This is a genomic window from Asanoa sp. NPDC049573 (assembly GCF_040676615.1).
GTDB lineage: Bacteria > Actinomycetota > Actinomycetes > Mycobacteriales > Micromonosporaceae > Asanoa.
This window is the reverse complement of record NZ_JBFAPI010000004.1, coordinates 103,972-128,599: the sequence shown is the minus strand read 5'-3', so window position 1 is coordinate 128,599 and position 24,628 is coordinate 103,972. Positions and strand designations below refer to the sequence as shown.

Annotated in this window: 20 protein-coding genes; 16 read left to right on the top strand and 4 right to left on the bottom strand. The window is 72.1% G+C overall.

Annotation, left to right across the window (positions count from 1 at the left end):
• Nucleotides 1-12: 12 nt before the first annotated feature.
• Both poxB and AB0J74_RS10680 read right to left on the bottom strand, forming a co-directional pair.
• Nucleotides 13-1,752: a ubiquinone-dependent pyruvate dehydrogenase gene (gene poxB / locus AB0J74_RS10685; RefSeq protein ID WP_363446858.1), complete on the bottom strand. Its 1,740-nt coding sequence runs from the start codon at nt 1,750-1,752 to the stop codon at nt 13-15.
• 55 nt (nt 1,753-1,807) lie between these two features.
• Nucleotides 1,808-2,434, bottom strand: coding sequence for a hypothetical protein (locus AB0J74_RS10680; RefSeq protein ID WP_363446855.1), 627 nt, complete (start codon nt 2,432-2,434; stop codon nt 1,808-1,810).
• Nucleotides 2,435-2,491: 57 nt separating this feature from the next.
• Here AB0J74_RS10680 and AB0J74_RS10675 point away from each other — a divergent pair, with 57 nt between their 5' ends.
• Nucleotides 2,492-2,977 (top strand): VOC family protein, encoded by a 486-nt coding sequence (locus tag AB0J74_RS10675; RefSeq protein ID WP_363446852.1) that lies wholly within the window; start codon nt 2,492-2,494, stop codon nt 2,975-2,977.
• 42 nt (nt 2,978-3,019) lie between these two features.
• Nucleotides 3,020-3,289, top strand: coding sequence for a VOC family protein (locus AB0J74_RS10670; RefSeq protein WP_363446849.1), 270 nt, complete (start codon nt 3,020-3,022; stop codon nt 3,287-3,289).
• On the opposite strand, the gene AB0J74_RS10665 is transcribed toward AB0J74_RS10670, so the two are convergent.
• Entirely contained in the window at nt 3,274-4,905 is a 1,632-nt protein-coding gene (locus AB0J74_RS10665; protein ID WP_363446846.1) for an FAD-dependent oxidoreductase, read from the bottom strand. The two genes, AB0J74_RS10670 and AB0J74_RS10665, sit on opposite strands and share 16 nt — an antisense overlap.
• Nucleotides 4,906-5,053: 148 nt before the next feature.
• On the opposite strand from AB0J74_RS10665, the gene AB0J74_RS10660 reads away from it, so the two are divergent.
• The 14 genes from AB0J74_RS10660 (at nt 5,054) to AB0J74_RS10595 (ending at nt 23,729) form a co-directional block, all read left to right on the top strand.
• Complete coding sequence (locus AB0J74_RS10660; RefSeq protein ID WP_363446844.1) at nt 5,054-6,358, top strand: MFS transporter; 1,305 nt, start codon at nt 5,054-5,056, stop codon at nt 6,356-6,358.
• A 96-nt stretch (nt 6,359-6,454) separates the two neighbouring features.
• Nucleotides 6,455-8,473, top strand: coding sequence for a molybdopterin oxidoreductase family protein (locus tag AB0J74_RS10655; protein WP_363446842.1), 2,019 nt, complete (start codon nt 6,455-6,457; stop codon nt 8,471-8,473).
• The gene (locus tag AB0J74_RS10650; RefSeq protein ID WP_363446839.1) at nt 8,470-9,867 is read left to right on the top strand and encodes an FAD-dependent oxidoreductase; all 1,398 of its coding nucleotides are present in this window, start codon (nt 8,470-8,472) and stop codon (nt 9,865-9,867) included. Before AB0J74_RS10655 ends, AB0J74_RS10650 begins: the two co-directional genes overlap by 4 nt.
• Nucleotides 9,864-12,326 (top strand): nitrite reductase large subunit NirB, encoded by a 2,463-nt coding sequence (gene nirB, locus AB0J74_RS10645; protein WP_363446837.1) that lies wholly within the window; start codon nt 9,864-9,866, stop codon nt 12,324-12,326. Before AB0J74_RS10650 ends, nirB begins: the two co-directional genes overlap by 4 nt.
• Nucleotides 12,323-12,664, top strand: coding sequence for a nitrite reductase small subunit NirD (gene nirD, locus AB0J74_RS10640; protein WP_363446835.1), 342 nt, complete (start codon nt 12,323-12,325; stop codon nt 12,662-12,664). Before nirB ends, nirD begins: the two co-directional genes overlap by 4 nt.
• A complete protein-coding gene (locus AB0J74_RS10635; protein WP_363446834.1) occupies nt 12,661-13,752 on the top strand; it encodes a uroporphyrinogen-III synthase in 1,092 nt (363 codons plus the stop codon). The genes nirD and AB0J74_RS10635 overlap by 4 nt, the downstream gene beginning before the upstream one ends.
• A complete protein-coding gene (locus AB0J74_RS10630) occupies nt 13,749-14,393 on the top strand; it encodes a CbiX/SirB N-terminal domain-containing protein (RefSeq protein WP_363446832.1) in 645 nt (214 codons plus the stop codon). Before AB0J74_RS10635 ends, AB0J74_RS10630 begins: the two co-directional genes overlap by 4 nt.
• The gene (locus tag AB0J74_RS10625) at nt 14,390-15,262 is read left to right on the top strand and encodes an alpha/beta hydrolase (RefSeq protein ID WP_363446830.1); all 873 of its coding nucleotides are present in this window, start codon (nt 14,390-14,392) and stop codon (nt 15,260-15,262) included. Before AB0J74_RS10630 ends, AB0J74_RS10625 begins: the two co-directional genes overlap by 4 nt.
• Nucleotides 15,263-15,335: 73 nt before the next feature.
• Nucleotides 15,336-15,662 (top strand): GlsB/YeaQ/YmgE family stress response membrane protein, encoded by a 327-nt coding sequence (locus tag AB0J74_RS10620; protein ID WP_363446828.1) that lies wholly within the window; start codon nt 15,336-15,338, stop codon nt 15,660-15,662.
• Nucleotides 15,663-16,091: 429 nt separating this feature from the next.
• Entirely contained in the window at nt 16,092-18,560 is a 2,469-nt protein-coding gene (locus AB0J74_RS10615; RefSeq protein ID WP_363446826.1) for a glycoside hydrolase family 97 catalytic domain-containing protein, read from the top strand.
• 31 nt (nt 18,561-18,591) lie between these two features.
• Nucleotides 18,592-19,851 carry a sugar ABC transporter substrate-binding protein gene (locus AB0J74_RS10610; RefSeq protein ID WP_363446824.1) on the top strand — a complete coding sequence of 420 codons (1,260 nt, stop codon included), beginning with the start codon at nt 18,592-18,594 and terminating at the stop codon, nt 19,849-19,851.
• Nucleotides 19,848-20,777, top strand: a complete 930-nt coding sequence (locus tag AB0J74_RS10605) for a sugar ABC transporter permease (RefSeq protein ID WP_363446822.1) — start codon at nt 19,848-19,850, stop codon at nt 20,775-20,777. Before AB0J74_RS10610 ends, AB0J74_RS10605 begins: the two co-directional genes overlap by 4 nt.
• Entirely contained in the window at nt 20,770-21,612 is an 843-nt protein-coding gene (locus tag AB0J74_RS10600; RefSeq protein ID WP_363446820.1) for a carbohydrate ABC transporter permease, read from the top strand. Before AB0J74_RS10605 ends, AB0J74_RS10600 begins: the two co-directional genes overlap by 8 nt.
• A complete protein-coding gene (locus tag AB0J74_RS10595; protein WP_363446818.1) occupies nt 21,609-23,729 on the top strand; it encodes an alpha-galactosidase in 2,121 nt (706 codons plus the stop codon). Before AB0J74_RS10600 ends, AB0J74_RS10595 begins: the two co-directional genes overlap by 4 nt.
• Nucleotides 23,730-23,739: 10 nt before the next feature.
• Here the strand turns inward: AB0J74_RS10595 and AB0J74_RS10590 are convergent, their stop codons facing one another.
• Nucleotides 23,740-24,603 carry an AraC family transcriptional regulator gene (locus AB0J74_RS10590; protein ID WP_363446816.1) on the bottom strand — a complete coding sequence of 288 codons (864 nt, stop codon included), beginning with the start codon at nt 24,601-24,603 and terminating at the stop codon, nt 23,740-23,742.
• Nucleotides 24,604-24,628 lie beyond the last annotated feature (25 nt).

The window sequence follows — 24,628 nt, the reverse complement described above, 5'->3', positions numbered from 1 at the left end:
GGCGGGGCCGCCTCACTCGAGGTCGAGCTGTCGCAGGTTGGTGTGTGCGAGTTGGACGATCTCGTCGGCGTTGCCGGACAGGATCGTACGCGTGGCATAGAGGGTGAAGCCTTTGATCTGCTCGTAAGTGACCTTCGGCGGCAAGGACAGCTCCTGCCGTGCGGTGCGCACGTCGACCACCGCGGGCCCGTCGTGGGCGAACGCGTCGCGCAGCGCGCTTTCGAGTTGGTCGGCGGTGTCGACGCGGACACCGAAAATCCCCGCCGCTTCGGCGATCGCGCCGAAGTTCGAGTCGTCCAGGTCGGTGCCGTACGTGATGATGCCGCCGGCCTTCATCTCGAGCTCGACGAACGACAGCGCGGTGTTGTTGAACACCACGATCTTCACCGGCAGCTGCTGCTGGCGCAGCGTGAGCAGTTCGCCGAGCAGCATCGCCAGGCCGCCGTCGCCGGAGAGGGCGATGACCTGGCGTTCGCGGTCGGCGGCCTGGATGCCGATCGCCTGGGGCAACGCGTTCGCCATGCTGCCGTGGGTGAACGAGCCGATCAGCCGGCGGCGGCCGTTCATGTGGATGTATCGGGCGGCCCAGATCGACGGGGTGCCGACGTCGACGGTGAACACGGCGTCTTCCGCGGCCAGCCGTTCGATCGTCGCCGCGACGTGCTGGGGGTGGAGCGCGCGGCTGCCGCGTCCGGGCTCGGCCAGGCGGTCCAGCCGGGCCCGGGCCCGGCGGTAGTGCGCGGTCATCCGGTCCAGGTGGCCCGTGTCGGCCTTGGCGTTGATCAGCGGCAGCAGCGCGTCGACGGTGTCCCTGACCGTGCCGACGAGCGGGACCCGCACCGGCACCCGGCGGCCGATGCGTTCGCCCCGCACGTCGACCTGCACCACCGGCACGTCGTCGTCGGGGTAGAACGGGCGGTAGGGAAAGTCGGTGCCGAGCATCAGCAGGGCGTCGCAGTGTTCCATCGCCCGGTAGCCGGAGCTGTATCCGATGAGGCCGGTCATGCCGACGTCGTAGGGGTTGTCGTGCTCGAGGTGCTCCTTGCCCCGCATCGCGTGCACGATCGGCGCCTTGAGCGCGCCAGCGATGTCGATCACCTCCCGGTGCGCGCCGGCGCAGCCGGCACCGGCCAGGATGGTCACCCGCTGGGCCCGGTTGAGGACCTCCGCGGCGGCCGCCAGCGACGCCTCGTCGGGCCGGGTCACGGCTCGGGCCTCGCGCACCGCCGCCGGCCACGGCCCGCGCCCGGCGTCGGCGAAGAAGATCTCACCCGGGATGACCAGGACCGCGACACCACGGAGCTGAAGCGCCGCCCGCATCCCCATCTCCAGCAGCCGCGGCACCTGTTCCGGGATGCTGGCCAGCTCGCAGTAGACGCTGCATTCGGTGAACAGCTGCTGCGGATGGGTCTCCTGGAAATAGCCGCTTCCGATCTCCGGGGTCGGGATGTGCGCCGCGATCGCCAGGACCGGCACGCCGCTGCGGTTGGCGTCGTACAGGCCGTTGATCAGATGCAGGTTCCCGGGCCCGCAACTGCCCGCGCACACGGCGAGCTGACCGGTCAGCGCCGCCTCACCCGCGGCCGCGAACGCGGCGGCCTCCTCATGGCGCACGTGTTCCCACGCGAGCCCGCCGCTGCGGCGTAACGCGTCGGTGAATCCGTTGAGCGAGTCGCCGGGGATGCCGTAGACCCGCCGGACGCCAGACGCCTTGAGCGTCGCGACCATCGCCTGAGCCACCGTACGCGCCATGTCGATTTCCCCGTTTCTGTTCCCGGCCGTCCAACGCCGCTTCGAGCGCCAGGCGTCAGGCGGCCGGAAGGTCGAAGCCGGAGGCGATGTTGAGCGTGGTGGCGAAGGTCAGGTACATCAGCCACAGCCCGACCAGGATGTGGGCCGCGCCCAGCGCCTTCTCGCCGAGGTTGACCGACTGGCGCCCGTCGGCGCCGACCCGGACGCCGATCCTGAAGCTCGCGAAGAACTCCGCGACGTAGACCACCGCGAGCCCGACGAACAGCACGCCGAGCGGCCACGCGTCCGCCCGGAAGAACACCGTCGCCCCGAGGGTCGAGATGATGATGAACGGGATCGACATGAACCCGTTGGGCCGGGCATCGTTGCCGCGCGCCCGGTTCCAGCCCAGGGCGAACCAGTGGATGCCGTACGCGCTGAAGGCGAGCGCCGCCATGTAGTTGGGTGCGCTGCTGGTGAAGACCGGGAACCAGCTCAATCCGATGAACAGCAGGATGCCGACCAGGAACTGGCAGAACCCCGGAAGCCAGATGCCCCAGACCCCGGTCGCGCGGTCGACCAGCTGGTCCCGGCGCGGAAAGCCGAGTAGTTCCTGCGGGCCGTAGATCAGATAACCGGTGCCCAGGCCGAAGAACCCGAGGGCCACCGGCGCGAACATCGAGGCGGGGAAGCTGGACAACACGGCATACCGTCCTCCCGACTCGTTGGCTTGCTCCAGCCAGGACAATTCTCCGCCGGCTTGCCGGCTATCGCCGGTTTTCTGCCGAAATCATGGGAGGAAGTCGAGCAACGCCTCGGCGACCCGGTGCCGTGCGAGACTGGGCCGATGCCGTTGAGCGCTTATCAGGTGAGAGCGTCGATAGCCGTTTCCGACATTCACCAGGCGGTCGCCTTCTATGAAGGCAGATTGGGGCTGCGCCCGTTGCGGGCCGGCCCGAGCGCCAAGATCGCTGGCGGCAGCCGCGTCTATGCCGCCGGCGGCGGCCCGGCGTTGAATGTCTACCAGTCGGTCACCGCCGGAAAAACCCAGGCGACATTGGCGACCTGGTACGTCGACGACATCGACCGGATCGTCGATGAGCTGACCTCGGCCGGGGTCGAGTTCGTCCGCTACGACCAGTACGAACACGACCCGAAAGGGATCACCGCGCGGGCCGGCGGCGGACGAATAGCCTGGTTCCAGGACCCGGACGGCAATACTTTCGCCATCGAAGCCGACGTATGACTCCCGTATTCATCGTCAGCGCTAGGTCGTACGCTCGGCGGCGTGGCCACGATCAAGGACATCGTCGTCGACAGCGCCCACCCGGCGGCGATCGCGCGATTCTGGGCGCGGGCCCTCGACGACTACGAGATCGCACCGTATGACGAGGCCGAGTTGGAGCGGCTCCGGGAGATGGACCTCACCGCGGAGGTCGAGCGGTTGTGCGGCCTGGGCGCGACCGTGCACATGGCGCAGCCAGACCTCGTCACCTTGCTGGATCCCGAGGGCAACGAGTTCTGCGTGACCCGGGGCCAGCATCAGGTCGCGAGATAGGAGTGCACCGCCGAGATGACCACGGAGCCCTCGCCGACCGCTGACGCCACCCGCTTGACCGAGCCGGCACGCACGTCGCCGACCGCGAACACGCCGGGCACGGTGGTCGCGAAGCCGTCGTGGGTGGTCACGAAACCCTTGGCGTCGAGTTCGACACCCGCGTCGCGCAGCCACGCCGTGCCCGGGTCGGCCCCGATCATCAGGAACAGCCCGGCCGCGTCGAGCCGGGTGTCCCGGTCGAGGAGGTGGTCGCGCCAGGTCACCGCTTCGAGCCGGCCCGTGCCGTGGACGGCCGACAACTCGGAGCGCGGGTGGACGGTGACCCGCTCGTGGTGGGTGAGCCGCTGGGCCAGGTAGTTCGACATCGTCTCGCGCAGGTCGGCACGGCGGATCAGGACGTGCACGTGGCCGGCGTGCCGGGCCAGGAACAGGGCCGCCTGCCCGGCGGAGTTGGCACCCCCGACCACGACGGCGTTGCGGCCAGACACGACCGCGGCCTCGAGCTGGCTCGCGGCGTAGTAGACGCCGCTGCCCTCGAGGTCGGCCAGGCCCGGCAGGTCGAGGCGGCGGTACCGGACACCGCTGGCGACGATCACCGCCGAGGCGATGACATCGAGTTCGTCGTCGAGGCGGACCCGGAACCCGCCGTCCACTCGCGACAGACCCGTGACGGAACGCGGTGACACGAGCCGCGTGCCGAACTTGACGGCCTGCAGCATCCCCGCGCGGGCCAGCTCCACTCCGGACAGGCCGCGGTAGAAGCCGAGGTAGTTTTCGATCCGCGACGAGCTGCCGGCCTGACCGCCGATGGCGACGTCTTCCACCACGACCACGTCGAGTCCCTCCGACGACCCGTAGACGGCGGCGGCCAGCCCCGCCGGCCCGGCGCCGACGACCAACAGGTCACAGCGGGAGCGGTCGGAGATGCCCCACAGGTCGATGCCGAGCGCGGTCGCCAGGTCGCGCGTGCTCGGCGCGTCGAGCACCCGGCGCTGTCCCGTCACCACCGCGGTGCCGGCCGGCGGCAGCGCGGTGGTCTTCGCCAGTGCCGCCCACGCGTCCAGGTCGGAGCGCAGCACCGTCCGATAGGGAAGCTGGTTGCGCTCCGCGAAGTCCTGGAGCCGGTGCAAATCGCGGTCGTCGTCGCCGGCGAGCACGAGACCGCCCTCGCCCAGCCTCGTCAGCAGGCCCCGCCGGGCGTCCAGCGCGGCGAGCAGCACGTCGCTGAGCTCACCGGAGATCTCCACGAGCCTGCGGAGGTCGTCGACCCGTACGCGCAGCAACTCGGTGCCCGCCATCGCGACACCGGGCAGGAACGCCCGCTGACCCATCAGCATGCCAAGCTCGCCGACGAAATCGCCTTCCTCGACGACGAAGACGACGCGGTCGTCCCGGCGGTCGATGAGCAGGACCCCGCCCGCGAGGACGAGATTCAGGTCGTACGGGTCGCCCGCGTCCCACAACTGTTCGCCGGGCTCGGGCCGCAGCACCTCGCCGGCCGACCGCAGCATCTCCAGGGCGTGCTCGCTGAACACCGGCCAGGCCAGCGAGTCGGCACCACCCGGCCGCGCGGACGTGTAGATGGTCCGCTCGTCGGGCTCCGGGACGCTCCTCATACGCTCACTCCCTGCGATCTTTCGCTCACGTGCGCGTCTGGCGCCCGGCGATCTCACCTTCATCATGCTGGGGCGGTGACGGCGATTTCACCCACCCCGCACGTTCGCGGTCATCGTCCCGCAACGGGCGCCATCGACAGTCGTCGCCATGACCTCCACTGTCACGCCCGTCCGCGCCGTGCCGGCGCCATCACCGCGGGGTTGGATCACTGACTGGCACCCCGACGACGCACGTTTCTGGGCCGCGACCGGCCGGCGGGTGGCGCGCCGCAACCTCGTCTGGTCGATCGTCGTCGAACACCTGGGCTTCTCGATCTGGCTGTTGTGGAGCGCGGTCGCCGTGAGCCTGCCCGCCGCCGGGTTCGCGTTCTCGGTCGACCAGCTGTTCTGGCTCGTCGCCCTGCCGAACCTGGTCGGCGCCGTGATGCGGATTCCCTACACCGCGGCCGTGGCCCGCTTCGGCGGCCGGAACTGGACGGTGGCGTCCGCGGCACTGCTCGTGGCGCCGATCGGACTGATGGTGGCCTGCGTGACCAACCCCGCGACGCCCTACTGGGCGTTCGCCGTGGCGGCAGCCACCGCGGGTCTGGGTGGCGGCAACTTCGCCTCGTCGATGGCGAACATCTCGTACTTCTATCCCGAGCGCCACAAGGGTCTCGCACTCGGTGTCAACGCCGCCGGTGGGAACGTCGGCGTGGCGGTGGTCCAGTTCGCCGTGCCGCTGGTGATCGTGGCCGGCGGCGGACTCCACCTCGCGTACGCACCCTTGCTGTGGCTGTTGCCCGTCGTCGTGGCCGTCGGTGCCGCATGGCTGTTCATGGACAACCTGGCCGTGTCCCGGGCGCCGCTGCGCAGACAGGCCGTCGTGCTCCGGGACCGGCACACCTGGGTGATGTCGTTCCTCTACATCGGCACATTCGGCAGCTTCATCGGTTACTCGGCCGCGTTGCCGCTGCTGGTCAAGACCGAGTTCCCGGCCGTGTCCGGCGGCATGTTCGCCGCGCTCGGTCCACTGGTCGGCTCGGCCGCGCGGCCGATCGGCGGCTGGCTGTCGGACCGGCTCGGCGGCGCCAAGGTGACTCTCGCGGCCTTCGTCGTGATGGCCGCCGGGGCGGGCGCGGTGCTGGCCTGCCACGGTTCCGGCCGCCTGGCCCTTTTTCTCGGCGCGTTCCTGCTGCTCTTCGTGGCCAGCGGGGTCGGCAACGGCGCCACCTACCGGATGATTCCGGCGATCTTCCGGGGGCGCCCGCACGGTGAGAGTCAGGCCGCGACCGTGATCGGCGTCGCGGCCGCCGTCGGCGCGCTCGGCGGCTTCCTGATCCCACGCGGCTTCGGCATGTCGATCGCGCGGACCGGCTCGATCGACACCGCGCTGATCGTGTTCCTGCTCGGCTACGCCCTCTGCGCGGCGGTGACCTGGCGGGTCTATCTCCGCCGGGCCACTGCGGTCTGACCTCACCACGGCCCGGAGGACGAAGTGATGCGCGATTTTCAACCCGGTAACAGCCGGGAGCCGGCCCCGAAACGGCAACTGACGACCGTATTGGACATGACGGCCGCCGACACCCACTGTCCGTACTGCGCCCTGCAGTGCGCGATGACGCTGCGTGCCGGCCCGGCCGGGGTCGGTGTCGAGGGCCGCGACTTCCCGACGAACCGGGGCGGCCTCTGCCAGAAGGGCTGGACGTCGGCCGACCTGCTCCGGCATCCGGACCGGCTCACGACGCCCCTGGTCCGCGACGGCGCCGTTCTCCGGCCGGCATCGTGGTCGGAGGCGCTCGACCGGGTGGTGACCGGGATCCGCCGGATCCAGGACCGGCACGGGCGCGACGCCGTCGCGGTCTTCGGCGGTGGGGGGCTGACCAACGAGAAGGCGTACGCGCTGGGCCGGTTCGCCCGCGTCGCGCTACGCACCCGGACGATCGACTACAACGGCCGGTTCTGCATGTCGTCGGCGGCCGCGGCCGGGAGCCGCGCGTTCGGCCTCGACCGCGGCCTGCCGTTCCCGGTCGCCGACATCGCGGCGGCCGGCGCGGTGCTGCTCGTCGGCGCGAACCCGGCGGAGACCATGCCGCCGTTCATGCGGCACCTCGGCCACGACGGCCTGATCGTGATCGACCCGCGGCGCACGGCCACCGCGCGCCGGGCGGCGCTGCACCTGCAGCCCACGCCCGGCACCGACCTCGCGCTCGGCAACGGGCTGCTGCACATCGCGATCGCCGAGGGGCACGTCGACCGGGCGTACGTGGACGCGCGCACCACCGGGTTCGACGCGGTGCGCGCCGCGGTCGCCCAGTGGTGGCCGGCCCGGGTCGAACGGTTGACGGGCGTGCCGGCGGCGGACCTGTACGCGGTCGTCGAGCGCCTCGCCTGCGCGCGGCGGGCCATGGTGCTGACCGCCCGCGGCGCCGAGCAGCACGCCAAGGGCACCGACACGGTCACCGCGTTCGTCAACCTCGCCCTCGCGCTCGGCCTGCCCGGGCGGCCCGGCGCCGGATACGGCTGCCTGACCGGGCAGGGCAACGGGCAGGGCGGGCGCGAGCACGGGCAGAAGGCCGACCAGCTGCCGGGCTACCGGCGCATCGACGACCCGGCCGCGCGCGCCCACGTCGCCGCCGTGTGGGGTGTCGCGCCCGGCGACATCCCGGGCCCGGGACCGTCGGCCTACGAGCTGCTCAGCTCGGACGCGGTCCGGGCCCTGCTGGTGTTCGGCTCCAACCCGGCCGTCTCCGCTCCGCGGGCGGCCCGCGTCGAGCGTTGGCTGCGGGACCGCGACCTGCTGGTGGTCGCCGACTTCGTGCTGTCGGAAACGGCCGCGCTCGCCGACGTCGTGCTGCCGACGGCGCAGTGGGCCGAGGAGGACGGCACGCTGACCAACCTCGAGGGCCGGGTGATCCGTCGCCGGCGGCTGGGCGAACCACCGCCGGGCGCCCGGACCGACCTGGCGGTGCTGGCCGAGCTCTCCGGCCGGTTGGGCGTGCCGACCTCGGCCGACCCCCGGGTGGTCTTCGACGAGTTGCGCCGGGCCAGCGCGGGCGGTCCGGCCGACTACGCCGGGATCACCTACGACCGGATCGACGTCGAGGGCGGGGTGTTCTGGCCGTGCCCCGACGAGGCGCATCCCGGCACCCCGCGGATGTTCCTCGACCGGTTCGCCACCCCGGACGGCCGGGCCAGGTTCGTGCCGGTCGAGCATCGGCCGGCGGCCGAGGAGCCCGATCCGGACTTCCCGCTCTACCTGACGACCGGTCGCGTGCTGACGCAGTACCAGTCCGGCGCGCAGACCCGGCGCATCGCGGCGCTGCCCGGCGAGCCCTTCGTGGAGATCCATCCCGACCTCGCCGCCCGGCTCCTGATCCTCGCGGGCGCCCCGGTCACGGTGACGACGCGGCGCGGTAGCGCGACGGCCGCCGCCCGGCTCAGCGACGCGATTCGGGCCGACACGGTGTTCATGCCGTTCCACTACGCCGGCGGCGCCCGGGCGAACACGCTGACGAACCCCGCTCTCGACCCGATCTCGCGGATGCCGGAATTCAAGATCTGCGCGGCGAAGGTCGCGCCGGCGTGAGGGTCGTCGTGGTGGGTTACGGGATGGCCGGTTCGCGCGTCGTCGCCGAGCTGCGGTCCCGCGACATCGACGTCAAGGTGACCGCGTTGGGTGCCGAGCCGCACCGGCCCTACAACCGGATCCTGCTGTCGTCGCTGCTCGCCGGAAAGGTCGGCGAGGGCGACCTGGCGATCGCGGCCGCTCCCGCCGGCGCCGACGTGCTGCTGGGCGAGCCGGTCGTCGCCCTCGACCGTGGGCGCCGCGTGGTGCGCACGACGCGCGAGGAGCACGGGTACGACGCGTTGGTGCTGGCGACCGGGTCGCTGCCGGTGGTGCCGCCCGTCGCCGGCTTCGGGTCCGCCAACGTGTACGCGTTCCGGACGCTCGACGACTGCCGGCGGATCGTCGCACACGCGCGCGGCGCGCGCCGGGCGGTCGTCCTCGGGGGTGGGCTCCTGGGCGTGGAGGCGGCGCGCGGTCTCGCGGGCCGTGGCCTCGCGGTCGACATCGTCCACCGTGGACCCCATCTCATGGAGCGCCAGCTCGACGCCGGCGGTGGGCGCGTCCTCGCCCGCACGCTGGCCGGCCTCGGCATCCGCGCGCGCGTCGGTGCGGGCGCCCGCGAATGGACCGGGACCGCCCTGCGCCTGGCCGACGGCACCGACGTGCCGGCCGACCTGCTCGTGCTCGCCTGCGGGGTGCGGCCGGACACCGGGCTCGCCGCGCGGGCCGGGCTGCCCGTTGCCCGCGGCGTGGTCGTCGACGACGCGCTGCGCACCGGCGACCCGAGGATCTACGCGATCGGCGACTGCGCGGAGCACCGCGGCACCGTCTACGGACTGGTCGCGCCGGCCTGGGACCAGGCCGCGACGGTGGCCGACCGGATCACCGGCCGGACCACCAGCTACCGGGGCTCGCGGGTGGTGACCCGGCTGAAGGCCAGCGGAGTCGACCTCGCGGCGATGGGCGTCCCAGACGCCGGCTCCGACGCCGAGGTCGTCAGCTTCGCCGATCCGGCCCGCGGCACGTACGTCCGCCTGGTCATCCGCGACAACCGGGTCGCCGGTGCGGTGCTGCTCGGCGACAACCCGACGGTCGGCACGGTGGTGCAACTCTTCGACCGCAACGCCGAGGTGCCGGCCGACCGGCGGTCGCTGCTGCTCGGGCGCGCGCACGGCGCCGCACCGGCCGCGGCCGACTCGCCCGCGCTGATGCCGGACGCCGCGGTCGTCTGCCAGTGCAACACGGTGCGCAAGGCCGCCATCACCGCGGTCTGGCGGGCCGGCGGGAAGACCGTCGGCGAGGTCGTCGCCGCGACCCGGGCCACGACCGGCTGCGGCAGTTGCCGGGAAGCGGTGTGCGGGCTGGTGGATTGGCTGTCCATGGTGGATCCGAGCGCGGAGGTCGCGGCATGAGGCTCGTCGTCATCGGCAACGGCATGGTCGGACAGCGGTTCATCGAGGCCCTCGCCGCCCGCGACACCGGCGGGCGATGGTCGGTGACCGTACTGGCCGAGGAGCGACGGCGGGCCTACGACCGGGTCCGCCTGTCGGCCTACTTCGAGGGCGCGACAGCTGACGACCTCACGCTGGCCCCCTCCGGCGTACCGGCCGGCGTGGACATCCGCCTCGGCGAGCCGGCGTTGGCCGTCGACCGTGCGGCGCGGGTGGTGCGAACGGAGGCGGGGGAGTACCCGTACGACGTCCTGGTGTTGGCGACCGGATCGCGCCCGTTCGTGCCGCCCGTGCCGGGCCGGGACGCGCCCGGCTGCTTCGCCTACCGGACACTCGACGACCTGGCCGCGCTGCGCGCCTACGCGAGGGGCCGGGCCAGCGGAACCGTCGTCGGGGGCGGCCTGCTGGGCCTCGAGGCGGCCAACGCGCTGCGGCTGCTGGGCCTGCGGACCTCCGTCGTGGAGTTCGCCGCGCACCTGATGCCGATGCAGCTCGACCCGCCCGGGGGCGCGATGCTGCGGAGCCGAATCGAGGCGCTCGGCATCGCGGTGCACACCGGCACCGCGGTGACCGCGATCGCTGCCGGGGACGACGGGCTGCACGTCGACACGTCCGGCGGGCCCACCCTCGACACCGACGTCCTGGTCTTCGCTGCCGGTGTGCGCCCGCGCGACGACCTGGCCCGGGCGGCCGGCCTCGCGACCGCCGAGCGCGGCGGGGTCCTCGTCGACGCCACACTGCGGACCAGCGACCCGGCCGTCTTCGCGATCGGCGAGTGCGCCGCCGTCGACGGCCGCTGCTACGGCCTGGTCGCACCCGGCTACGCGATGGCCGACGTCGTCGTCGACCGGCTGCTCGGCGGCGGTGCGACCTTCAGCGGCCCCGACGCGTCGACCAAGCTCAAGCTGCTCGGCGTCGACGTGGCCACGTTCGGTCAGGCGACCGGACCGCTCGACGTCGTCTACGCCGACCCGGCCAACGGTCTCTACGCCAAGCTGGCGTTGAGCGACGACGCGCGGACGCTGCTCGGCGGGATCCTGGTCGGTGACGCCGGCGCCTACGGACCGCTGCGGGCCGCGGTCGGCGGCCCGGTGCCCGGCAAGCTGGCCGACTTCCTGTCCGCGGGCGCCCCGGACGTGGCGCTGCCCGGCAACGCGCAGGTGTGCAGCTGCAACAACGTGACGAAGGACGCGGTGCTCGCCGCCGTCGCCGACGGCTGCCACGACGTGCCCGCGGTCAAGGCCTGCACGCGGGCCGGCACGACCTGCGGTTCGTGCGTGCCGCTGATCGCGTCCCTGCTCGCCGGAGCCGGGGTCGCACAGACGAGGGCCATCTGCGAGCACTTCGCGTTCTCGCGGCAGGAGCTGTTCGACCTGATCCGGGTGCGCGGGATCGGCACGTTCTCCGCCCTGGTCGCCGAGCACGGCACCGGGCGCGGCTGCGACATCTGCAAGCCCGTGGTCGCCTCGATCCTGGCATCCCTCGGCCACGGGCACATCCTCGACGGCGAGCAGGCCGCGTTGCAGGACACCAACGACCATTTCCTGGCCAACATCCAGCGCGACGGCACCTACTCCGTGGTGCCCCGGATACCCGGCGGCGAGATCACGCCCGACAAGCTGATCGTGATCGGCGAGGTCGCCCGGGACTTCTCCCTCTACACGAAGATCACCGGTGGTCAGCGGATCGACCTGTTCGGCGCGCGGGTCGAGCAGTTGCCCGCCATCTGGCGCCGGCTGGTCGCCGCCGGCTTCGAGTCGGGCCATGCGTACGGGAAGGCGTTGCGCACCGTGAAATCCTGCGTCGGTTCCACCTGGTGCCGCTACGGGGTGCAGGACTCGGTCGGGCTCGCCGTCGCGCTCGAACTGCGCTACCGCGGGCTGCGGGCGCCACACAAGATCAAGTCGGCCGTGTCGGGCTGCGCCCGCGAGTGCGCCGAGGCCAGGAGCAAGGACTTCGGGATCATCGCCACCGACAACGGATGGAACCTCTACGTCGGCGGCAACGGCGGCTTCCGGCCGCGGCACGCCGACCTGCTGCTCTCCGATGTGGACACCGAGACGCTCGTCCGGACGGTCGACCGGTTCCTCGTCTACTACATCCGCACGGCCGACCGCCTGCAGCGCACGGCGTCCTGGATCGAGGGCCTCGACGGCGGGCTCGACCACCTGCGCGCCGTCATCGTCGACGACAGCCTCGGCCTCTGCGCCGACCTGGACGCGGCGATGGCCCGGCACATCGGGTCCTACACCGACGAGTGGCGGGCCGTGCTCGAGGACCCGGTGAAGCTTCGCCGGTTCGTCTCGTTCGTCAACGCGCCGGCCACGCCGGACCCGTCGATCTCCTTCGTCCGCGAGCGGGACCAGCCCGTACCCGCGCGGCGCCCAGTGTCACTCGGACTCCCGGAGGTGCGGCGATGACCGCGGTGGTGGCGACGGTCCTCTGGACCCCCGTGTGCCGGCTCGACGACCTGCTTCCCGAGCGCGGCGTGGCCGCCCTCGTCGGTGCCCAGCAGGTGGCGGTGTTCCGGCTCCACGACGATCGCCTCCGGGCGATCGGAAACCGCGACCCGGTCAGCGGGGCGTACGTGCTGTCCCGCGGTGTCGTCGGCACCCGCGCGGACCGACCGGTGGTCGCGTCACCGATGCACAAGCAGGCGTACGACCTCGACACCGGCGCGTGCCTCGACGTCGACGCCCGGGTGCCGGTCTTCCCGGTCCGAGTCCGCGACGGCGTGGTCGAAGTGGGCTCACCGTGACCGGTCCGCTGCTCGGCTTCACCGTCGCGATCACCGCGGAACGACGTCGCGACGAACTGGGCGCGCTGCTGGAGCGCCGCGGCGCCCGGGTGCTCTCCGCGCCGGCGATCACGATCGTCCCGCTCCTCGACGACGCCGCACTGCACGAAGCGACGGCCGCCTGCGTGGCGCTCGCGCCGGACATCGTGGTCGCGACCACCGGCATCGGCTTCCGCGGCTGGCTGGAGGCGGCCGAGGGATGGGGCTTCGGCGACGCGTTGCGCGGCGGGCTGCGCGGGGCCCGGCTCATCGCGCGGGGCGCCAAGCCCTGCGGTGCCATCCGGGCCGCCGGGCTGACCGAGCACTGGTCCGCCCCGACCGAGTCGTGCGCCGAGATCCTCGACAAGCTACTCGCCGAGGGCGTCTCGGGCCGGCGGATCGCCGTGCAACTGCACGGCGGACCGCAGGACGACTTCACCGGCGCGCTGCGGGCGGCCGGTGCCGAGGTCGTCGAGGTGCCCGTATACCGCTGGACCCGGCGGGAGGACACCGAGCCGCTGCACCGGCTGGTCGACCAGGTCGTCACCGGCCAGGCCGACGCCGTCTGCTTCACCAGCGCGCCGGCGGTCCGCGCGCTGCTCGACGCCAGCGGCGACCGCGCGGCCGGGGTGCTCGACGCGTTCCGCGACCGGGTCCTGGCCGCCTGCGTCGGCCCGGTCACCGCCGCTCCGTTGCGCGACCGGGGCGTGCCGGTCCTCGTTCCCGAGCGGGCGCGACTCGGCGCGCTGGTCCGGGCGGTCACCGACACGTTGCCGTCCCGGGCCGGCCACCTCGTCGTCGCCGGCGTCACCGTGCAGGTGCGGGGGCACGGCGCGGTCGTCGACGGCGAGTTCCGGGCCCTCGCACCGGCCTCGATGGCGCTGCTGCGGGTGCTCGCGGCCCAGCCCGGTGCCGTCGTGTCGCGCGCCCTGCTCGCGGCGGCGCTGCCCCGGGGCGCCGAGGGCCACGCCGTCGACATGGCCGTCGCGAGGCTGCGATCGTCCCTCGGAGTCGTCGACCTCGTCGAGACGGTCATCAAGCGCGGCTACCGTCTGCGCGTGACGGCATGACGCTGCTGTTGGTCGCGCACGGCACGCGGGTGCCGGCGGGTCAGGCCCAGATCCGCGACCTGGCCCGCCGGGTGGCGCGGCGGGCCGGGGAGGTCCGGCTGGCCTATGCCGACGTCCAGGCCCCGCACGTCCGCGACGCGCTGGCGGATCTGGCCGGCCCGGCGGTCGTGGTCCCGCTCCTGCTGACCAACGGCTACCACGCGCGGGTCGACATCGCCGGAGCCGCCGCCTCCGCCGGAGCCGCGGTCACCCCCGCGCTGGGCGCGGGCGGCCGACTCGTGGGTGCGCTGGTCGACCGGCTCGCCGCGGCGGGTCCGGCCGACGCCGTCGTCCTGGCCGCCGCCGGGTCGACCGACCCGCGGTCCCGGGCCGAGGTCGAAGCCGTGGCCGCGGCCCTGCCGGTGCCGGCGGTCGTCGGATACGCGGCGTCCGCGTCACCCACGGTCCCCGAAGCCGTCGCGACCCTGCGCACCGCCGGCGCCGGCCGCGTGGTGATCGCGACCTACCTGCTGGCCGACGGCCGGTTCCACCGGTCGCTGCACCGCGCCGGCGGTGACCTGGTCACCCCGCCGCTGGCCGACCATCCGGCGGTCGTGGCTGTCGTGCTGGGGCTGACCCGCGTCGTAGGCTCGGCTGCGTGACGCAGACGCAGACCCACACCCTTGCCCTGCCGGGCGCCGACCTCGTCTACGACGTGCGCGGCCCGCTGCCGCCGGCCGACGGACGGCCGGTGCTGCTGATGATCGGCCAGCCGATGACCGCGGACGGCTTCGCCGCTCTCGCCGCGCACTTTGCGGAGCGTACGGTCGTCACCTACGACCCCCGAGGTCTGGGTCGCAGTGTCCGGACCGATGGCCGTAAGGACAACACGCCGCAGCAGCAGGCCGCGGACCTGCACCGGCTGATCGAGGCGCTCGGCGCGGGTCCGGTCGACGTGTTCGGCAGCAGCGGCGGTGCGGTCACCGGTCTCGAACTCGTCGCGGCCCACCCGGGCGATGTGGCCACGCTGGTGGCGCACGAGCCGCCGATCAACGCCGTGCTGCCCGACGCGGCCGGCGCCGAGCGCGCCCGGGCCGGGTTCTTCGAGGCCTACCAGGCGAAGGGCGCCGGGGCGGGAATGGCCGCGTTCATCGCGATGACCTCGTGGCAGGGCGAGTTCACCGACGACTACTTCGCGCGCCCGGCGCCCGACCCGGCGATGTTCGGGCTGCCGACCGGCGACGACGGCACGCGCGACGACCCGCTGCTGTCGCGGCACTCGTGGGCGGTCACCGACTACCGCCCCGACGCGGCGCTGCTGACGGCCGCGCCGACCCGCATCGTGATCGCGGTCGGAGAGGAGTCCGCGGGCACGTACACGGCGCGAACCGCCTCCGGGATGGCGGCGCTGCTCGGCCAGGAGGCCGTCGTGTTCCCGAGCCACCACGGCGGGTTCGTCGGTGGCGACTCGGGATATGCGGGCAAGCCGGCCGAGTTCGCGGCGCGACTGCACGAGGTGCTCGACCACTAGCGCCTCACGTTTGGCGGCGGTCCCGGGTTGGGAACACCAGTGGCGTGGGCTCGTTCACCTGGGAGGCACCGCCGTGCGTGCGCAGGACTATCTCGTAGCCATCGTTCTCGGCGCTGTGATCGGCACGGCCGCCCGCATCCTGCTGCCGGGTCGGCAGCGCATCGGCCTGGTCCTGACCGTGCTGATCGGGATCGGTGCCGCCGTGGCCGGCGCGTGGGCGGCCGACCACTGGGACCTGCACAGCGACGCGCTCTTCGAGGTGGCCGGTCGCAGCTTCGACTGGCTGACGCTCGGCATCCAGGTCGGCATCGCCATCGTCGGCGTCGCCATCGCCGCCGTGCTGGCGCGCGCGTTCTCCACCGACATCGAGGCCGACCGGCCCGCCCGCCGTCGCGGCTGATCGACAGAGCGGGCTGCCGCACGGCGCCGCGCCGCAGGGCATCCGGGTCAACACCGTCTCACCCGCCCGGTACTGACACCGTTCTGGACCGCGCCCCGCGCCTTCGCCGGGCGACTCGCCCCGGCGATGGGCACCGACAGCGACGGCGCGATGCGGACGATGGCCGACGGCCTCGGCGGACAAGCTCGGCCGGTTCGGCACCCCCGAGGAGATCGTGTGTTCCTCGCCGGCCCCGCCGCCGCGTGGATGACCGGGAGCGACGTGGTCATCGACGGCGGACTCAGCAAGACCGTCTGACTACCCGCCGTCAGATCGTCGGATCGTCCATGCAACAAGTACGAAACCCCATGTGGGCGAGCGTGTCGGGACCTATACCGTCGCACGTGATCAGGTCAGGTGCACCACCCGGCCGCATCACCTGGAGGAGTGTTGAGCGACGGAATACGCGCCGTGGTGCGCGGCACGGACGCGGGTGTGCAGCTGGCCGTGACCTGGCGCGGCGAGATCGTCCTCGACCGGATCCCGCTCGGCTTCGCGGTCAACGGCGCAGAGGTCGGCACGAAAGCCGAACTCGTCGACGTCGAGGAAACCACCGTCCGTGATCGGTTCCGGCTCCGTTCCGGCAAATCCGCCGGATTCCATACATACGAGCACCACCAGAGCGTCCACACATTCCGTACCCCCGACGGTCTCGAATGGCAGGCCATCGTGCGCACCGCGCGCGACGGCGTGGCGATCCGCTACGCGCTGCCCGCGCTCGACGGCACCGCCCGCATCACGGGGGACAGCACCGCCGTCACCCTCCCCGCGGGGTCCCGCAACTGGGTGCTCGACTACCAGACCTGGTACGAGACGCCCCGCTTCGGTGTCGACACGGCCGATCTGGCACCCGGCGCCTACGGTTTCCCTTTCCTGACCCGCCTGGACGACGGGCCGGGGCACATCCTGATCACCGAGTCGGGCATCGACGGCCGGTTCGCCGGCGCGCACGCGGTCGCGGGTGACCTCGAACCGGACGGCCGCCGGACGGTGCGGTTCACCCTCGCCGACGACAGCGTGGAGGTCGCCCGGGGCGTGGTCACACCATGGCGCGTCATCCTGGTCGGCACCCTCCCCGATCTCGTGTCCTCGCTGCTGGTCGACGAGCTGGCGCCCGCGGTCGCGCCCGAGCTGGACGACGCGACCTGGGTCCGGCCGGGGCGGGCGGCCTGGTCGTGGTGGTCGGACTTCTACTCGGGCGCACAGCTCGACAAGCAGAAGCACTTCGTCGACGTCGCCGCCGACCTCGGCTGGGAGCACCTGCTCATCGACTGCGGTTGGGAGGAGACCTGGGTCCCGGAGATCGTCGCCTACGCGAGCCGCCGCGGCATCCAGGTGCACCTGTGGACCATCTGGCGCGACCTCAACAACCCGCAGGACCTCGGCAAGCTGGCGCTGTGGCGGTCGTGGGGCGTGGCCGGGATCAAGGTCGACTTCATGGAGTCCGAGTCGAAGGACCGCTACCGCTGGTACGACACGGTGCTCACCGAGACCGCCCGGCTCGGCCTCATGGTGAACTTCCACGGCTCGGTCATCCCGCGCGGATGGGCAAGAACCTTCCCCCAGGTCATCGGGTACGAAGCGATCCGCGGCGCCGAGTATTACGTCTTCTTCGAGGACCAGGCGCTCACCGCCGCGCACAACGTGATCCAGCCCTTCACCCGCAACATCGTGGGCGGGATGGACGCCACGCCGGTCGCGTTCGGTGCACCGAACCGGACCACGAGCGACGGCCACGAACTCGGGCTCTCGGTGGCGTTCGAAGCCGGGATCACCCATTTCGCCGACCACGTCGACGCGTACGCCTCGCGGCCCCTGGCCGCCCGCTTCCTGTCGGAACTGGCGCCGGCCTGGGACGAGACGGTGCTGCTGGCCGGCGACCCCGACAGCCACGCCGTCATCGCCCGCCGGGCCGGCGACCGCTGGTTCGTCGGGTGCGTCGCCGCTGGGGACGCCCGCAGGATCCACGTGCCGTTGGACCGGCTCGCGGTCGGACCGGACGCCCAGGTGTGGATCGTCGGCGACGCGTCGCCGGCGCCCGGCCTCGCCGAGACCAGCGTCACCGCCTCGGACGCGTTCTCGGTCGCGGTGGCCCGCGACGGCGGCTTCGTCGCGGTCGTGGCACCCGCGGGCAGCCGGATGTTCCGGGGCGCGCCCCGGCCGCACCTACCCGCGCCGGCGGTGCACCCGGCCGTCGCCGAGACCGGCGCGGACGGGACCGCCTCGCTCACCACCGGCCCCGGTGCCCGCCTGCGAGTTCCACCTGGCTGGTCGGCCGAGCGGGTCGGCGAGACCGGTTGGGTCATCCGTCCGCACTCGTCGCTGCGGCCCGGACAACTCGGCGTGGCCACCGTGGAGCACGACGGCGACGGCGTGGTCCCCGTCGTCGCGCACGCGCGGATCGTGCGTCCCCTGGCGCCGGGTGCCTATCCGCTGTCAGACCTGCCGATGCTGGCGTTCACCAACGCCGACGGCCCGGTCGAACGCGACCAGTCGAACGGCGGCGGCAACCCCCGCGACGGGCAGCCGATGCGCGTCGCGGGTCAGCGCTTCGATCGCGGCCTCGGCACCGCGCCGGCTTCGGAGGCCACCTTCCACCTCGGCAGCCGGGCCGAGACGCTCGCGGGTGCCGTCGGCGTCGACGACGAGTCGACCGGGCGGGCCCGGGTGAGCGTGCTCGCCGACGGCCGCGAGATCTTCACGGCCGTGGTCGAGGCCGGCAGACCCGTCACGACCTTCAGCTTGCCGGTCGACGGAGTGCGGACGCTGTGCCTGCGCGGCGATGCCCTCACTCCGGACGACACCGGCGTCCACGTCGACTGGGTCGACACCACTGTTCACGTCCCTCTTCACCGCTGAATTCCCCTTCCCCCTTCATCAGAGGAGCACCATGAAACGTAAGTGGATCGGCGCCGCGGCCCTGGTCACGGCCGTAACCCTGCTGACCGCCTGCTCGGGGCAGTCCGACGCCGCCGCGCCGGGTGAGAAGGTCACCCTCACGTACGCGAACTGGAGCGAGGACCAGACCCCGGCGATGCAGCAGATCGCCGACGAGTTCCAGAAGGCGAACCCGGACATCACCATCAAGGTGCAGACGCTGCCCTGGACGGAATACTGGTCGACGCTCCAGGTCGGTGCGGCCGGCGGCACCGCCCCGGACGCGTTCTGGATGCTCGCCGACCACTTCCGCGAGTACGCCAAGGGCGGTCAGCTGCTCGACCTGTCCGACACGGTGAAGTCCAACAACATCGACACGAGCGTCTACCCCAAGGCGGTCACGGACTCCTACACGTACGACGGCAAGCTCTTCGCCCTGCCGAAGGACTTCGACACCAACGGCATCTGGTACAACAAGGCACTCTTCGACGCCGCGGGCGTGAAGTATCCCGACGACACCTGGACCTGGCAGGACGCGCAGGACGCGGCCAAGAAGCTGACCGACCCGGCCAAGGGCGTGTTCGGCATCGCGGCGCCGATCGACGGGCAGGGCGGCTTCTACAACACGATCCTGCAGGCCGGTGGCTCGATCATCAACCAGGACGGCACCGCGTCCGACTTCGGCAGCCCGGCGGGCGTCGCCGGCCTGAAGTTCTGGACCGACCTGCAGGCGGCCAAGGCGTCGCCGACACTGGAGCAGTTGTCGGACACCGAGGCCGTCTCGATGTTCGAGAACCAGAAGGTCGCCATGTACTTCTCGGGTGCCTACTGGGCGCTGCGGTTCCACAACGACGCCGCGCTGAAGGGCAAGGTCGACGTCGCGCCGCTGCCGCAGGGTGTCAAGCGCGCCACCGTCACCAGCGGGATCGGCAACGCGGGGTACGCCGGTAGCAAGCACCCGGCGGAGCTCAAGAAGTTCCTCGCCTTCCTCGGCGGGACCAAGGCCGCCGAGATCCAGGCCGCCACCGGCACGGTGCTGCCCGCCTACAAGGGCACGCAGCAGCCGTGGCTCGATTCGATGCCGGAATACCACCTGCAGGTCTTCATCGACGCCATCGGCTACAGCGTTCCGCTTCCGGTCGCCGGCAACGCCTCCGAATGGCAGGGGCTCGCCGCGCAGTACCTGAGCCCCGCGTGGAGCGGCAAGAAGTCCGTCCAGGACGCGGCCACGGAATACCAGGCCGCCGTGGACAAGGTCCTCGCCAAGAAATGACAGACCTGGCAACGAAACCTTTGCGGCGGCCGACCGGCCGCCGCAGAGGCGTCACCAAGCCCAGCGGCTGGTGGGGCCTGGCGTTCGTCGCCCCGGCGACGATCGGCCTGGGCGTGCTGTATGTGTGGCCGTTCCTGTCGACCCTGGTCGACAGCTTCCAGGACGTGCCGGCGTTCGGGCCGGCGACGTTCGTCGGTGCGGACAACTACACGGCGCTGGTCCACGACCCGGAGTTCTGGAAGGCGTTCGGGAACTCGGCGCTCTACACCGCCATCGCCCTGCTCGGCGTTCCCGTCGCTATCGTGCTGGCCGCGCTGATCGAGCAGGTCGGCCGGGGCCGCGCGATCTACCGCGTGCTCTTCTTCCTGCCCGTGGTCACCCTGCCCGTCGCCATCGGAATGGTCTGGCGGTTCATCTACAACGGCGACTTCGGGCTCCTCAACACCGTGCTGTCCTGGGTCGGCGTCGACGGCCAGTTCTGGGTGGCCGATCCGCGGTTCACGATCTACGCGTTCGGTGTCGTGGGCATCTGGATGGGCCTGGGCATCAACCTGATCATCCTGGGTGCGGGCCTTTCGGCGATACCCAAGTCCGTGTACGAGGCATCCGCGTTGGACGGTGCCGGCCGCGTCCGGCAGTTCCTCCGGATCACCCTGCCGCTGCTGAGCCCGAGCATCTTCTTCGTCACGGTGCTGACCGTGATCGGCGCGCTGCAGATGTTCGACCTGAACTTCATCATGCTGCGCGGGGTGAACAACACGGCTCTGGCCGACTCGAAGACCATCGTCTACCTGTTCTACGAGAAGGCGTTCGTCCAGTTCCACCAGGGCTACGGCGCCGCGATCGCGGTCGTCCTCCTGGTCGTCATCATGATCGCGACGGCGCTACAGTTCCGTCTGCAGAGATCCTGGGTCTTCTATGACTGACTCCACCGTCCGGCGCGGCCGGGCACAGCGGCGCTGGCACCTTCACCTGATCCTGGCCATCGCGGCCGCCATCATGGTGGTGCCGTTCGTCTGGCAGATCCTCACCGTCTTCAAGTCGACGGCCGAGGTGACCAGGATCCCGCCGACGATCCTGCCGCACGGCTACAGCCTGCACTCGTTCGAGACGTTTTTCAGGACCGTCCCGTTCTGGTCGATGTTCGCGGTCTCCGCCGGCGCGCTCGTCCTGCGGGTCGGCGGTCAGGTCATCGTCGCGGCGCTGGCCGGCTACGCGTTCGCGCGTATCCCGTTCCGGGCGAGGGGCCTGCTCCTCGGCGTGTTCCTGGCCATGCTGATGGTGCCGAGCCAGCTCTTCCTGATCGGCCAGTACGGGCTCATCCGCGACCTCAAGCTGCTCGACACGCTGCCGGCGCTCGCCATTCCCGGCCTGTTCTCCGCGTTCGGCACGTTCCTGATGCGGCAGGCCTTCCGCGGCATGCCCGACGACTACGAGGAGGCGGCCCGCCTCGACGGTGCCAACCCGGTCCAGGTCTTCTGGCACATCATGCTGCCGATGGCCCGGCCGACCGTCGCCGCCCTCGCCGTGCTCACCGGGCTCTACTCGTGGAACGACCTGCTCTGGCCGCTCATCGTCTCGCCGTCGGGCGAGAACCGCCCGCTGTCGGTGGGCCTCGCGGGACTGCAGGGCCAGTTCGGCACCGACTACCCGACGCTCATGGCGGGTGCGTTCGTCTGCTCGATCCCGCTGGTCGCCGTGTTCCTGTTTCTGCAACGGCAGTTCTTCGCGGGCATCGCGGGAAGTGGGATCAAGGGATGACGCCGATCCACCTACGGGCCGGGGGCACCAGCCTGGTCGTGGCCGTCGACGGCGGCCGGCTTCCCCGCATCCTGCACTGGGGGCACGATCTCGGCGAGATCGGCGACGGCGCCCTGGCCGATCTGCGGCTCGCGGCGCTGCCGGCCATCGGCGACAGCGCGGTCACCTACCCGCAGCCGGTCCCGGTGCTCCCACAACTCGCCGAGGGTTGGCTCGGGCGACCCGGACTGGTCGCCGACAGCGACGGGCGCCGCTGGGCACCGAAGTTCCGGGACGCGACGGTGCGAGTCGACGGGACCGCGCTGGTGAGTTCGGCCCGCGACCCCGAGTACGGCCTCGCCCTGGAGATCGAGATCCAGGTGCTCGCAGCGAGCGGGCTCGTGCGCCAGCGGGCCCTGGTCCGGAACGAGGCGGCGGCGCCGTACCGGATCAACGCCCTCGAGTTGGCCCTTCCGGTCCCGGCCGAGGCGACCGAGATCCTCGACCTGACCGGGCGCTGGGCCCTCGAGCGGGTGCCGCAGCGCCGGCCGTTCCACGTCGGGGAGTGGGTCCGGACCTCGCGCGGCGGCAAGCCCGGTCTGGAGCACACGCTGCTGCTGGCCGCCGGCGAGCAGGGGTTCGGCTTCCGGCACGGCCTGGTGTGGGCGACCCACCTCGCGTGGAGCGGCAACCAGGTCCTCGCCGCCGAGCGCACACCGGCGGGCACGAGACATCTGAGCGCGGGCGAGGTGCTGCTGCCCTCCGAGATGGTCCTCGGGCCCGGCGACACCTACCGCAGCCCCTGGCAGTACGGGTCATGGGGCGTCGGGCTGGACGACCTCGCCGCCCGGTTCCACCGGCACCTCCGGTCACGGCCGCGGCACCCCCGCTCGCCCCGGCCGGTCGTGCTGAACACCTGGGAAGCGGTCTACTTCGAGCACGACCTCGACACGTTGACCGCGCTGGCCGAACGGGGCGCGGAGGTCGGCGCCGAACGGTTCGTGCTGGACGACGGATGGTTCCTCGGGCGCCGTGACGACACCACGTCGCTGGGCGACTGGACGGTCGACCCGGCCGTCTGGCCCGAGGGTCTCGAGCCCCTCGCCGCCCGGGTTCGCGAACTCGGCCTGGACTTCGGGCTCTGGTTCGAGCCCGAGATGGTCAACCTCGACTCCGACCTGGCCCGCGACCATCCTGAGTGGATATTCGACGCGGGACACGGTGCCGGCCCGCCCTCGCGCTACCAGCACGTTCTCGACCTGGGCCACCCCGACGCGTACGCCCATCTGTTCGACCGGATGAGCGCGCTGGTGGGTGCGCTCGGCATTTCCTACATCAAGTGGGACCACAACCGGTATCTGCTCGACGCCGGCCACACGCCGGACGGACGCCCGGGAGTGCGGGCCCAGGTCGAGGCGACCTACCGGCTGATGGCGGAGCTCAAGGCCGCCCATCCCGGTCTGGAGATCGAATCGTGCGCCAGCGGCGGCGGCCGGGTCGACCTCGGGATCCTCGAGTACGCCGACCGGGTCTGGCCGAGCGACTGCAACGACCCGCACGAGCGGCTCGAGATCCAGCGCTTCACCGGGTTGCTGGTGCCTCCGGAGATGCAGGGCACCCATATCGGTGCGGAGGAGTCGCACACCACCCACCGGACGCATCCGCTCGACTATCGCGCGGAGAAGGCGTTGTGGGGGCACCTCGGCGTCGAGGTCAACCTGCTCACCGCCGACGAGCGGACCCGCGCCGCCATCGCGCGGTGGATCGCCTTCCACAAACGGCATCGGGCACTGTTGCACTCGGGCGACGTCGTCCACGCCGACCTGCCGGACGCCGCGCTGCGCCTGGAGGGCGTCGTCGCAACCGACCGCGCCGAGGCGCTCTACGCGTTCAGCGTCGTCGAACGCCCCGCGACCTGGCCGCCGGGGCGGATCCGCCTGCCCGGCCTCGACGACGAGCGCGACTACGCCGTGGAGGCGGTCGATCCCGGTGACGCGCCCGCGGCCGGCGCCGTGCTGCCACCGTGGCAGCGGCCAGGCGTCGTGCTGCCAGGTCGGGTGTTGCGGCTCGTCGGCATCGAGGCGCCGTCGCTCGACGTCGACCGCTCGGTGCTGTTGCACGTCGTGGCCGCGTCGTGACGGGCGGCCCTCAGCCCTTCGCGCGGTTGCGGTATTCGGTGGGGCTGGCCTCGTGCATCCGCTTGAAGTGGCGCGAGAAGTAGAACGGGTCCGGGTAGCCGACCTCATGGGCGATGGCGGCGACGGTCGCGTCCGTCGTGTCGAGGAGGTTGCGGGCCTGGGCCATCCGCAGGGCGGTGTGGTGCGCGAGCACGCCGCCCCCCGTCGCATGGCGGAACAGCGCGCTGAGGTGGGAGGCCGAGACGCCGACCAGCGACGCCAGCTCGGCCACCCGGACGGTGCTGTCCAACCGCTCGGCCAGATAGGCCATCGCGCGCTGCAGGGGATCGCCAGGTGTGGGCATGGCCCGGTCGACCACGATCTGCGTGAGCAGTTTCCAGGCGGCACCGGCCGCGCCGGTCAGGCTCGCCGGCGAGTGATCCCGCTCCAGCGTGGTCACGATCTCGTCGAGCAGGGCGACCGCCCGGTCGAGGCGGCGGATGGGCACCACGGGCCTGGCCGCGCTGGCACCGACCTCCTCGATCAGTTCGGTCAGGTCGGTGCCACGCAGGTGACACCACCAGATCGTCCAGGGATTGTTGGTCGAGGCGCCGTATGCGTGCGGCGTTCTGCGCGGGACCACCAGCGCCATGCCCGAACCGATGCGGTGTTGCGTGCCTTCGATGTTGGCCCAGCCGGTGCCCGCCGTGCACACGATCAGGACCGACTCCTCGATGCCGAAAGGCCGCTCCATCAGGTGATCTGTGGCTGCTGGGTAGTAACCGGTGTCGGTAACCAGCAGCCGCCGGGTGACCGGGCGGGCGCAGGCCTCGACCACGACCCGGCGCGGCACCACGGTCAGTCGCTGGTTGCGGAAGCCCTCCTGCATCGGCATCGGCCCAGTATCAGCAAGTGCCATC

Excerpts from the sequence above, each read along its gene's own strand:
- AB0J74_RS10665 (WP_363446846.1), bottom strand. The coding sequence starts at position 4,905 with ATGAGGAGCGTCCCGGAGCCCGACGAGCGGACCATCTACACGTCCGCG.
- AB0J74_RS10610 (WP_363446824.1), top strand. The coding sequence starts at position 18,592 with ATGAAACGTAAGTGGATCGGCGCCGCGGCCCTGGTCACGGCCGTAACC.
- AB0J74_RS10630 (WP_363446832.1), top strand. The coding sequence starts at position 13,749 with ATGACGCTGCTGTTGGTCGCGCACGGCACGCGGGTGCCGGCGGGTCAG.
- AB0J74_RS10600 (WP_363446820.1), top strand. The coding sequence starts at position 20,770 with ATGACTGACTCCACCGTCCGGCGCGGCCGGGCACAGCGGCGCTGGCAC.
- nirB (WP_363446837.1), top strand. The coding sequence starts at position 9,864 with ATGAGGCTCGTCGTCATCGGCAACGGCATGGTCGGACAGCGGTTCATC.
- AB0J74_RS10605 (WP_363446822.1), top strand. The coding sequence starts at position 19,848 with ATGACAGACCTGGCAACGAAACCTTTGCGGCGGCCGACCGGCCGCCGC.
- AB0J74_RS10590 (WP_363446816.1), bottom strand. The coding sequence starts at position 24,603 with ATGCCGATGCAGGAGGGCTTCCGCAACCAGCGACTGACCGTGGTGCCG.
- AB0J74_RS10595 (WP_363446818.1), top strand. The coding sequence starts at position 21,609 with ATGACGCCGATCCACCTACGGGCCGGGGGCACCAGCCTGGTCGTGGCC.
- AB0J74_RS10655 (WP_363446842.1), top strand. The coding sequence starts at position 6,455 with ATGACGGCCGCCGACACCCACTGTCCGTACTGCGCCCTGCAGTGCGCG.
- AB0J74_RS10660 (WP_363446844.1), top strand. The coding sequence starts at position 5,054 with ATGACCTCCACTGTCACGCCCGTCCGCGCCGTGCCGGCGCCATCACCG.
- poxB (WP_363446858.1), bottom strand. The coding sequence starts at position 1,752 with ATGGCGCGTACGGTGGCTCAGGCGATGGTCGCGACGCTCAAGGCGTCT.
- nirD (WP_363446835.1), top strand. The coding sequence starts at position 12,323 with ATGACCGCGGTGGTGGCGACGGTCCTCTGGACCCCCGTGTGCCGGCTC.